This window comes from Micromonospora sp. KC723 (assembly GCF_004348595.1).
Lineage (GTDB): Bacteria > Actinomycetota > Actinomycetes > Mycobacteriales > Micromonosporaceae > Micromonospora.
In genome coordinates this window covers 160,930-171,295 of sequence record NZ_SMKD01000001.1, presented here as the reverse complement: position 1 = coordinate 171,295, position 10,366 = coordinate 160,930, and the positions used below count along the sequence as shown (strand labels likewise).

Genomic DNA, 10,366 nt, shown 5'->3' with positions numbered 1-10,366 from the left:
GTACCCACCCGGGGCGGGGGCGTGCTGCTGGCCGGGGGCCGCGTGGGGCTGCTGCCCCGGCACCCCGGCGGCGTGCTGCTGGTTCCAGTTCGCCTCGGCCTCGAAGAGCTTCTCAAGCTCGCCGCGGTCGAGGAAGATCCCCCGGCACTCGCTGCACTGGTCGATGACGACTCCGCTGCGCTCGTACTGGCGCATGTCTCCGTGACACTTGGGACAGGTGAGCTGCATTGTTCGACCGTACCCGGTTCGGGCGAACTTTCAGGCCGTCGCGATCAGCGCCTCGGTGACCTCGTCGTCGGCAACCTCGTGGAAGTCGTCGTAGTAGGCGCTGACCGCCCCGAAGTCGGGCGGACGTTGGGCACAGACCACCTGGTCGGCCTCGGCGGCCAACATCTCGTACGCCTCCTGCGAGCCGACCGGCACCGCGACGACGACCCGACGGGCGCCGAGGTGGCGGGCGACCCGGACGGCGGCCCGGGCCGTGGCGCCGGTGGCCAGACCGTCGTCGACGATCACGGCGGTACGCCCGGACAGGTCAAGCGGCGGGCGGCCGGCCCGGTAGCGTGCCTCCCGCCGGTCCAGTTCCGCCTGCTCCCGGCGCTGCACCTCGGCGACGTCATCCGGGCCGAGCCGGGCGGCGACCGGATCGTTGAGCACGCGGACGCCGCCCGGCCCGAGCGCGCCGAAGGCGACCTCCGGAGCGAACGGCATGCCCAGTTTCCGGACCACCAGCACGTCCAGCGGTGCGCCGATCCGGTCGGCGACGACCCGGGCCACCGGCACGCCGCCGCGAACCAGCCCCAGCACGATGACGTCGGGTTGGCCGACGAGGCCGGTCAGTCGTTCGGCGAGCTGCCGGCCGGCGTCCTCACGATCGCGGTAGGTGCTCATGTCTCCAGGTCTACGCCCTGGCGTGCGCTCTCGCCGGGGAAACGGGAACACGGGCGGGGGCGAGAGCCAGCGCGGGGGCCCAGAGCAACAGGGCGAGCGGGTAGAGGAGGTACCCGAAGCGGGTGGAGGGCATCAGCAGGATCGCCGCGAGCAGGCCGTACCCGCAGATCAGCGCGGTGGCGGCGGCGGTGCGGGGCGGGTGGCGCAGCAGCCGTACGGCGATGGCCAGCCCGGCCGCGACGAGCAGTGCGGCGGCGACGGCCCGGCCGGCCGGCAGCGTGGTCGCCACGAGGTGCCCGGGGAAGGGCGACTGGGCGGGGCTGGTGACCAGGCCGTGACCGAGCGGGAACCGCAGCACGTTCTCCACCAGGGCGTCCCGGTCGACCAGCAGGGCGGGGAGCAGGGCCAGCGCCGGCAGGCCGAGCGCGCCGGCGGCGACCCGCAGGCCGACCCGCCGGGTGACGCCCCAGAAGATCAGCACCAGGGCGACCGGCCAGGCGAAGAGCTTCAGCGCCCCGGCGAGCCCGACGGCGATGCCGGTGGCGGTGGGTCGGCCGGCGGCGGCGAACGCCAGGGCGAGCAGGCAGAGCGCGAGTACGGGCAGGTCGTCGCCGCCGGTGGCCAGGGTGAGCGCGCAGACCGGCAGCACGGTGGCGGCCTGGATGCCGCGCAGCACCGCGGCGGGGGACGGCCGGCCGGTGGGGAACCGGCGGGTGTCGCGCAGGGCGGCCACGGCCAGCGCCAGCACCAGCGCGGTGACCAGCGCGAACCAGACCCGGGAGTCCGTCCACCAGGCGTCGGTGGCGGCCCGGGGCAGCCCGAACAGCGCCATCCCCGGCTGGTACGGCGTGTAGCCGAGCAGCCGTTCGTCGGCGGGAAGTGCCGCGATGGCGTCGTGACCGAGATACGGCGTGCCGGTCTCCGTCAGCCGGATACCGGCGTGCTCGACCACCACCACCTCCTCCTGCGCCCGGTCGGTCCGCCCGGCCGCCCGCTGCACGCTCTGCGTCACCAGGGGCAGGAGGGCGGCGGTGAGCCAGGTCAGTCCGGTGACCACCGAGCGGGCGACGGTGCCGGCCCAGGCCGGGCGCTGCCGGCGGGCGAGGAACTGACCGGCGGCCAGCAGGGCGGCGAGCAGGTAGCCGACCGCGGCGACGCTTCCCCAGGCGCGGTGCGGCGGCAGGGTGGAGGTGACCGCGGTGGCTGCGGCGAAGGCGGCCGAGGCGGCGTACAGACCGAGGTCGAGGGCGAGGCCGCCGGCGGCGGAGTCCACCGCCCGCCAGGTACGGCCGGCTCGGGTGGGGGAGGTCACGCCGGCAAGTGTGGCAGACCGGGGTTGCGGGCCCGCAGGGGTGGACGGCGGCCGGAGGCGAGCCGGATGACGGCGCCGGTGTCGTGCAGCGGCGGGACGAGGACGCCCGGGCGGCCACCCGGGCCGCGTTGCAGGGCGGCGAGGAGGCTGCCGGCGGGCAGCGGGCGGGCGAAGAGGTGCCCCTGCCCGGCGGTGCAGCCCAGTTGCCAGAGGGCGCGACGCTGCGCCTCGCTCTCCACGCCCTCGGCCACCACGGTCAGGGCGAGGCTGCGGCCCAGGTCGAGGGTGGATCGGATCACCGCGGCGGCCTCCGGGGAGCCGTCCATCGCGGTGACGAAGCTCCGGTCGATCTTCAGCTCGTGGACGGGGATGCGGGACAGCAGGGACAGGGAGGAGTAGCCGGTGCCGAAGTCGTCGAGGGCGAGCCGGACACCGGCGTCGCGCAACCGGCTCAGCACCTGGTCGACGACGTCGAGCTGGCTGAGGGTCAGCGTCTCGGTCAGCTCCAGCACGAGTCGGTCCGGCGGCAGGTCGTGTGCCCGCAACCGGGCCAGGACCGCGCCGGGGAAACGGGCGTCGAGCAGGCTGCGCGGGGACACGTTGACCGAGACCGGCAGATCGAAACCGGCGGTACGCCAGGTGACGGCGGCGAGCAGAGCCTGGTCGAGGATCGCCTCGGCGAACGCGGGCAGCAGACCGGAGCGTTCGACGGCCTCGATGAAACGCAGCGGGTCGATCATGCCGTGTACGGGGTGGTGCCAGCGGGCCAGTGCCTCCGCGCCGGTCACCGCGCCGGTGCCCAACTCCACGATCGGCTGGAAGTCGACGGTGAACTCCTGGTCGGCGACGGCCCGGGGCAACTCACCGCCGAGGGCGAGCCGGCCGAGGTCTGCGGTGTCCCGGGTCGGGACGTACGTGGCGATCCGCTGCCCGGCCCGTTTGGCCTGGTACATCGCCACGTCGGCGCGGCGCAGCAGTTCCGGCATGCCGCCGCTGGCCGGGGCGGCGGCGATGCCGCCGCTGGCCTCCACGCTGATCCGCATCCCGTCCACGTCGAACGGCTCGTGCAGGACACCGATCAGCGTTTCCGCCCGGTGCGCGGCGACCGCGGGCGCCGGCAGGCCGCGCAGCAGCACGGCGAACTCGTCGCCACCGAGGCGGGCCACCAGATCGGTGTCCCGGGCCGCGTCGCGCAGCCGGTCGGCGACCTGGGTGAGCACCTGGTCCCCGGCGGCGTGCCCGAGCGTGTCGTTGACCTCCTTGAAGTGGTTGAGATCGATCAGGACCAGCGCGGTGATTCCTTCGGCGTGCCGGGTGCCGAGCTGTTCGGTGCCGCTCTCCAGCAGGTGCCGGCGGTTGGCGAGGCCGGTGAGGGCGTCGTGGGTGGCGGCGTGCTCGTGTTCGGCGGCCACCCGGGCCAGCTCGGCGTACGCCCGGGCGTTGCGGACGGCGGTGCACAGCGCGGAGGCGAAGGTGCGCAGGGTGTACTGCTCGCGTTCGGAGAGCCGCACCGGCCCGTGGAAGCGCAGTCGCAGCGTGCCCACGTCGGCGGTCCGGTCGTGCCCCTCGAGGCGGGCGGTGACCACCGCGCCGTCGATCGGGCTGGGTTCGCTGGCCGGCCCGTCGTACGTGATGGCCCCGCCGGCGCCGCGGATCGTCCGGCCGTCGTAGCCGAGCACGATCTCGACCTCGTCGGCGGAGAAGAGTTCGGCGGCCTGGGTCACCGCGGTGGTGAGGACCTTGTCCAGGTCGACCACGTTGAGCGCGTCGGTGGTGCGGGCCAGCCGCTGCCAGGCCTGTTGCTCGGTGCGGGTGCGGATCCGGGTGGAGTAGGCGAGGTGCAGGCTGAGCACCAGGGGTGGCACGGCCAGCAGCAGCCGGGCATCGGCCCGGAGGAGGACCAGGGTGCAGGCCGCCACCACGAACCGCACCACGAAGCCGCCGATCCGCAGGTCCAGGTTACTGCGGAACTGGCGGGAGATCCGGGTGCCCGAGGCGATGGCGATGACGGGTATCGCCAGCACGTCGTCCAGCAGGGCGGCGACCAGATAGGCGATGGCCAGGAACCCGACCTGGCGGGCGATGCCCATGGTGGGCGCCCAGTGCAGGGCGGCCAGCGTGGCGCCGGCCACGGAGGCGAGGATGGTGTTCTTGCCGACTCCGAAGAACAACTTGATCGCGGGGAGGCGCCAGGAGGCCAGCGCGGCGCCGACGGCGGTGCAGAGCACGGCCCAGGGCAGGGGGGCGAGGGCCACGGTGAGCACGATCGCCATCTCGCTCCAGCTGATCAGGTGGGTGGTGGACCTGATCCGGATGCGGACCTTGACCGAGGTGCCCAACGCGACCATCAGGGCGAGCGCGAGCAGCACGGCCGCGTCGTCGATGGACCGGGGCGGGACGGAGACCGCGGTGGCCCAGAGCGCGGCGAGGACCATGCAGGTCGCGAGAACGACGACGAGACCGACGAGCAGCCGGAGCTGCCGATCGGTCTCATTCTCGCGTCGCCTGGTAAGAGTCACACCACTCCCGGCTGACTACCTCACCTCTGGCCGCAGCCTATCGCGCGGGATCCAAAGGTCACAGGTCCGAAACTCAGCCCCACTCGCTGCCGCGCATGTCCTGCCTCCCTCGCCACCCTGGCACCCGCCGTATTTGCTGGCGATGTGCTGCTTCGTTGACGATTGGCAGCCTAAGTGAAGATGGCGATAATTAGGAGGTGTATATGTAAGTTCATTCAACATAAGCCAACTGTGTGGCTATTCATGACTTTCCGCTTATCGGGTCTGTGCGGAGAGCGGTAGGGTCCTTCTTTTGCGTACCCGTGCCGATGCGCCAAGTGTTCGGTCGATGCGAGGAAACCCAGTGGCAGTCCCAGTGTCACGGCGGGGCGACCGTCTCTCATCCGGACTTCAGTTCGAGTCCTCCGTCGGATCAGGCGAGCGGATACCGGTCGAGGCGATCCGGGACTGTACCTGGCCAAGGAATTGCGAATGATCGCGGTACGCGACCCGATTCCCGGCCGGTCGCCGAACGGGTGCCGCCACATTCTCGGCGATATGGGCCATTGTCGGCTCGGTGGTGCGGATCGTCGGGCGCCGTTCGCCGGGGCGGATCACCGTGCGCAGACCGGGCGATAGGCTCGGGGCCGTGACCGAACCCGGGCAGCTCACCCACGTCGACGCGGCCGGTGCCGCCCGCATGGTCGACGTCTCCGCCAAACCGGTCTCCGGCCGGCTCGCCGTCGCCGCCGGCCGGCTGCGTACCACCGCCGAGGTGATCGACCTGCTGCGCCGCGACGGCCTGCCCAAGGGCGACGCTCTCGCGGTCGGCAGGCTCGCCGGCATCATGGGCGCCAAGCGCACCCCCGACCTGATCCCGCTCTGCCACCCGATCGCCCTGCACGGCGTCACGGTCGAGTTCGAGCCCACCGCCGACACCGTCGAGATCACCGCGACGGCGCGGACGGCCGACCGTACCGGGGTGGAGATGGAGGCGTTGACCGCCGTGGCGGTCGCCGGCCTCGCCCTGGTCGACATGGTCAAGGCGGTCGACCCGGCCGCCAGCGTGGAGGCCGTCCGGGTGCTCCGCAAGGAAGGCGGCAAGACCGGCGAATGGGTCCGCCCGGTGGACCGGCCGTGATCCGCGCCCGGGTGGTGGTGGCCTCCAACCGGGCCGCCGCCGGCGTCTACGCCGACACCAGCGGACCACTGCTGGTGTCGGGGCTGCGCGAGCGGGGTTGTGTCGTCGACGATCCGGTGGTGGTGCCCGACGGGGAGCCGGTGGGCGAGGCGCTGCGGGCCGCCCTCGCCGACGGCGTCGACCTGGTGTTGACCAGTGGCGGTACCGGCATCACCCCGACCGACCGGACGCCGGACGTGACCCGGGCGCTGCTCGACTACGAGATCCCCGGCATCGCCGAGGCGATCCGCGCGTACAGCCGGGAACGGGTCCCCACCTCGGCCCTCTCCCGAGGGGTCGCCGGGGTGGTCGGCCGGATGCTGGTGGTCAACCTGCCCGGGTCGACCGGTGGGGCCAGGGACGGCCTCGCGGTGCTCGGACCGATCCTGGCCCACGCCGTGGACCAGTTGCGCGGTGGCGACCACTGACGCGTGGGACCGCGCGTCGCGGCGATAGGCTCGCCACGACGAGCACAGAGCGCACCCAGGGAAGGGAGGGCCAGCCGGTGAGCACGGAAACCGCTGCGGTGGCGGAGGTAACCACGTCGCCGCCGGCCGGCTGGGAGGAGGCACGCTCCCGGGTGCACGCGGCCGGTCTCGCCGCCGCGCTCCCGGCGGTCACCCGGCCGCTCGCCGACATCGACGGGCACACGCTCGCCGAGCCACTGACCACTCGGACCGACCTGCCCGCCTTCCCCACCTCCAGCGTGGACGGCTGGGCGGTGCGGGGTGCCGGCCCGTGGGACGTCGTGGGGCGGGCGCTGGCCGGAAACACTCCGCCGCCGTTGACCGCCGACGGCACCACCGTCGAGATCGCCACCGGGGCGATGGTCCCGCAGGGCACCACCGCCGTGCTGCGGGTCGAGGAGTCGAGCCGTACGTCGGACGGGCGGGTCACCGGCACACCCCGGCCGAACCCGGAGTGGCGGGAGCCGGGCGAGGAGGCGTACGCGGGTGAGGAACTGCTCCCTGCCGGCACCCCGGTCGACCCGGCGTTGATCGGGCTGGCCGCCTCCTGCGGCCACGACCAGCTCCGGGTGCGCCGCCGGCCCCGGGCCGCGCTGCTGGTCTTCGGCGACGAACTGCTGACCGCCGGCCCACCCGGCGCCGGCCGGGTCCGTGACGCGCTCGGCCCGGCGGTGCCGGCCTGGCTGCGCCGCTACGGCTGCGAGGTGCGTCCCGCCGACGTGGTCGGTCCAGTCGCGGACACCCTCCCCGCCCACGTGGCCGCGCTGCGCGGCGCGCTCGAAACCGCCGACCTCGTCTGCACCACCGGTGGCACCATGCATGGTCCGGTCGACCACCTGCATCCGGCGTTGGCGGCGCTCGGCGCGGAGTACGTGGTGAACACCGTCGCGGTCCGTCCCGGCTTCCCGATGCTGCTGGCCCGGGTGACCGGCGCCGACGGCCGGGTCCGGTTCGTGGCCGGGTTGCCCGGCAACCCGCAGTCCGCGATCGTCGCCCTGGTCTCCCTGGTCGCGCCGTTGCTGGCCGGGCTGACCGGTCGGCCCACGCCGGCGTTGCCGCACGCCACGCTCGCCGAGCCGGTTCCCGGCCGGGGCGCGTACACCCATCTGGCGCTGGTCCGGCTGGACCGGGCCGCCGGCACCGCCCACCCGGTGCGCCACGTCGGTTCGGCGATGCTGCGCGGGCTGGCCGGCGCGGACGGCTTCGCGGTGATCCGTCCCGGCAGCGCCGGGGAGGTCGGCGCGCGGGTGCCGGTCGTGCCGCTGCCGCTGCTGCCGGGCGAGCGCTCGTGGTGACCACCGACGCGGCCGTGACCGTCCTCACCGTGACCGACCGGCCGCTGGACCTGGCCGCGCACGAAGCGGCGGTCGCCGACCGCCGGGCCGGCGCGGTGGTCTCCTTCCAGGGCGTCGTCCGCGACCACGACCACGGCCGGCCGGTCACCCTGCTGGAGTACGAGGGACATCCGAGCGCGGAGGCCGTGCTCCGCGAGGTCGCCGCCGAGGTCGCCGCCGATCCCGACGTCTACGCGGTCGCGGTTTCGCACCGGATCGGCCGGCTGGAGATCGGCGACGCCGCCCTGGTCGCGGCGGTCAGCACCGCGCACCGGGCGGCGGCCTTCGCCGCCTGCGCCCGGCTGGTCGACGAGGTCAAGGCGCGACTGCCGATCTGGAAGCGGCAGGTCTTCGCCGACGGCACCGAGGAGTGGGTCAACTGCCCCTGACCGGAGCCCCCCGGCCCCGGTCGCCGCTGCCGGCCCGACCCCGGGCCGCGGTTCAGCGGCGGCCGGCGACGGCCGGGACGCGAGCCAGCCGGTCGGTGTAGAACGCCGGTTCGGCGCCCGGCCGCCAGGGCAGCGCGGCCACCAGCACGATGAGCGCCAGCGCCAGCGAGTTCTCCATCAGCGCGCCGAACAGGCCGTCCTGGTAGTGGGACACCTCCGGGAGCTGGTGCTCGTACGGCCAGATCGGCGAGACCAAAAAGAGCAGGTAGAGGCCGACGGCCGCGACGGCGTGCCGCAGGCCGGTCAGCGTCGGGTACCAGATCGGCGGGCGCAGCCCGTTGACCGGTGGCCCCTTGTACGCCGACGACTGCGACGCCCGCAGGGTCAGGCCCCGGCTCGCCTCGTGCCGGCGTACCGCGGCGTCGGCGAGCACGACGATCGCCGGGATGACCCAGACCAGGTGGTGCGTCCAGGAGATCGGACTGATCACGTTGGCGGTCAGCCCGACGAGAGTGAACGCGGTCAGTTCGTCGCCGTCGGCGCGGGCGGTGGCGGCCCGGGACAGCCCGAGCGCCAGGATCAGCACGGAGAACGACAGCCAGAGCAGGCCCGGCGTCTCGATGGAGTCGTACAGCCGGGCCAGCAGGCCGGCCAGCGACTGGTTGGGGGTCATGTCGGCGGCGCCGACCCGTTCGGTCTGCCAGAGCACCCCGGTGAAGTACGCCCGTGACTCCGGGCCGACCAGCGCGAAGGTGCCGAGGGTGACGCCGATGGTGGTGCCGACCGCGGTGGCCGCGGCCCGCCACTGCCGGGTGACCAGCAGGTAGACGACGAACAGCGCGGGGGTGAGCTTCACCGCGGTGGCCAGGCCGATGCCCACGCCGGCCCACGATCCGCTGTAGAGGAAGCGCAGCAGGGCCCCGTCGGTGCGGCGGCCGTGGGTGCCACGCCGGGAGCGCCAGCGCAACCCCACCAGATCGGCCATCACCAGTGCGAAGAGCAGCAGGTTGACCTGGCCGTATCCGAGGGTTTCCCGGACCGGTTCGATGGCGACGGACATCGACGTGGCGATCCCGACGGTGAACCACAGCGACCAGCCGAGCCGGTCGACGATCGGGCGCAGCAGCGCGGCCAGCACCACGGCCAGCGCGGCGATGCTGCCCGCCGCGTTGACCCAGCCGGCGGCCTCGACCGGCACGACCGCCATCGGCAGCATCGCCAGGGCGGCGAAGGGCGGGTAGGTGAAGCCGAGGGTGGTGGTCGGCGCGATGAAGTCGTAGAGCTCGTGACCGCTCGCCCACCACACCACCGCGCCGTGGTAGATCTTCATGTCGAAGAAGTTGTACGGTCGCCCGAAGAGGCCGATGGCGAGCCATGCGGCGTAGGCGGCGGCGGCGACGATGCCGACCCGTACGACTGTCCTGCGATCGATGCCACGCGTTGCGCGATGGACCGGGGCGAGGCGGTCCAGCCCTCTACCGACGATCGTCGGCATGGCGTGGCCACCCCCGTACCAAGGTTGTCCTACCCGTCCAGGTCCGGTACGGAGCCTAGAACGGCGCCTCACGTTGATGCCTCCCGCGTTATACGACCGTGTCCGATCCCACACATGTTTTTGACATTTCCACCGCGTTAACGGCAGTCGGGTGGTTCAGGTGATTCGCGGCCTTGCGGGGGGTCGTGGCCGTATTGACGCAGGTCAGCCAGGAAGCTTGCGTGCCGTGGCGGCCGACCGGAGGGCGATCCGTGCCTCCCGGCGCGCGGTACGGACGGCGCGTCGGACGGAACGGCGGGAGTGGCCGATGCGATGACCCGCCCGCCAGCGCAGACCCGGCTTCCCCTCGGTGTCGGCGGCGGCCAGCAGCAGCCCGCCGAAGAGGCCGAGGTTCTTCAGGAAGTGGATCTGGTTGTTGGTCCGGGTCGCCGGATCGTCGTTGTCCCAGAACGGATGGCCGGCGGCCGTGGTGGGCACCAGGGTGCCGGCGAGCAGGAGGGCGGCGGGGCGGGTGAACCTGCCGGTGGCGAACATCAGACCGGCGGCGAGTTGGACGGCCGCATTGGCGCGGACCAGCGTCTCGGTGTCGGTGGGCAGTTGCGGGGCGGCCCGCTGGATCAGGGGAGCGACCCGGTCGGTGATCGGCTTGGCGGTCGGGACGAGGCGCTGGGGGTGCTGGAAGTTACGGGCGCCGCTGACCACGAAGACGCCGCTCAACATGACGCGGGCGAGGAAGCGCACGGGTTTCATGGATCAGTCATACCCCGTCCGGGCGGCGGCCACCCCGACAACCGCCGATC

The 10,366-nt window shown here is 73.4% G+C and carries 10 protein-coding genes; 4 read left to right on the top strand and 6 right to left on the bottom strand.

Annotated features, from left to right (window positions below; genetic code table 11):
• The 4 genes from E1165_RS00830 to E1165_RS00815 all read right to left on the bottom strand — a co-directional run.
• On the bottom strand, positions 1 to 228 hold a 228-nt coding region (locus E1165_RS00830), incomplete at its 3' end, for a zf-TFIIB domain-containing protein (RefSeq protein WP_243704517.1).
• 30 nt (positions 229 to 258) lie between these two features.
• The gene (locus tag E1165_RS00825) at positions 259 to 891 is read right to left on the bottom strand and encodes a phosphoribosyltransferase (protein ID WP_132386627.1); all 633 of its coding nucleotides are present in this window, start codon (positions 889 to 891) and stop codon (positions 259 to 261) included.
• A 10-nt stretch (positions 892 to 901) separates the two neighbouring features.
• Positions 902 to 2,203: a glycosyltransferase 87 family protein gene (locus E1165_RS00820; protein WP_132386625.1), complete on the bottom strand. Its 1,302-nt coding sequence runs from the start codon at positions 2,201 to 2,203 to the stop codon at positions 902 to 904.
• On the bottom strand, positions 2,200 to 4,638 hold the full coding sequence (locus E1165_RS00815; protein WP_132386661.1) for a bifunctional diguanylate cyclase/phosphodiesterase: 2,439 nt from the start codon (positions 4,636 to 4,638) through the stop codon (positions 2,200 to 2,202). The genes E1165_RS00820 and E1165_RS00815 overlap by 4 nt, the downstream gene beginning before the upstream one ends.
• 712 nt (positions 4,639 to 5,350) lie before the next feature.
• Between E1165_RS00815 and moaC the strand changes: the two genes are divergently transcribed.
• From moaC to E1165_RS00795, 4 genes are all read left to right on the top strand, one after another.
• The gene (gene moaC / locus E1165_RS00810; RefSeq protein ID WP_132386623.1) at positions 5,351 to 5,842 is read left to right on the top strand and encodes a cyclic pyranopterin monophosphate synthase MoaC; all 492 of its coding nucleotides are present in this window, start codon (positions 5,351 to 5,353) and stop codon (positions 5,840 to 5,842) included.
• Positions 5,815 to 6,309, top strand: coding sequence for a molybdenum cofactor biosynthesis protein B (locus E1165_RS00805; RefSeq protein WP_207916355.1), 495 nt, complete (start codon positions 5,815 to 5,817; stop codon positions 6,307 to 6,309). The genes moaC and E1165_RS00805 overlap by 28 nt, the downstream gene beginning before the upstream one ends.
• A 77-nt stretch (positions 6,310 to 6,386) precedes the next feature.
• Positions 6,387 to 7,643 (top strand): molybdopterin molybdotransferase MoeA, encoded by a 1,257-nt coding sequence (locus E1165_RS00800; protein WP_132386619.1) that lies wholly within the window; start codon positions 6,387 to 6,389, stop codon positions 7,641 to 7,643.
• Entirely contained in the window at positions 7,640 to 8,071 is a 432-nt protein-coding gene (locus tag E1165_RS00795; RefSeq protein WP_305792139.1) for a molybdenum cofactor biosynthesis protein MoaE, read from the top strand. Before E1165_RS00800 ends, E1165_RS00795 begins: the two co-directional genes overlap by 4 nt.
• A gap of 52 nt (positions 8,072 to 8,123) precedes the next feature.
• On the opposite strand, the gene E1165_RS00790 is transcribed toward E1165_RS00795, so the two are convergent.
• Together E1165_RS00790 and E1165_RS00785 are read right to left on the bottom strand one after the other, a co-directional pair.
• Complete coding sequence (locus E1165_RS00790) at positions 8,124 to 9,566, bottom strand: glycosyltransferase 87 family protein (protein WP_132386615.1); 1,443 nt, start codon at positions 9,564 to 9,566, stop codon at positions 8,124 to 8,126.
• A gap of 204 nt (positions 9,567 to 9,770) precedes the next feature.
• Positions 9,771 to 10,316 (bottom strand): DoxX family protein, encoded by a 546-nt coding sequence (locus E1165_RS00785; protein ID WP_132386613.1) that lies wholly within the window; start codon positions 10,314 to 10,316, stop codon positions 9,771 to 9,773.
• Between the last annotated feature and the right edge of the window lie 50 nt (positions 10,317 to 10,366).

Excerpts from the sequence above, each read along its gene's own strand:
- E1165_RS00790 (WP_132386615.1), bottom strand. The coding sequence starts at position 9,566 with ATGCCGACGATCGTCGGTAGAGGGCTGGACCGCCTCGCCCCGGTCCAT.
- E1165_RS00785 (WP_132386613.1), bottom strand. The coding sequence starts at position 10,316 with ATGAAACCCGTGCGCTTCCTCGCCCGCGTCATGTTGAGCGGCGTCTTC.
- E1165_RS00805 (WP_207916355.1), top strand. The coding sequence starts at position 5,815 with ATGGGTCCGCCCGGTGGACCGGCCGTGATCCGCGCCCGGGTGGTGGTG.
- E1165_RS00815 (WP_132386661.1), bottom strand. The coding sequence starts at position 4,638 with ATGGTCCTCGCCGCGCTCTGGGCCACCGCGGTCTCCGTCCCGCCCCGG.
- E1165_RS00825 (WP_132386627.1), bottom strand. The coding sequence starts at position 891 with ATGAGCACCTACCGCGATCGTGAGGACGCCGGCCGGCAGCTCGCCGAA.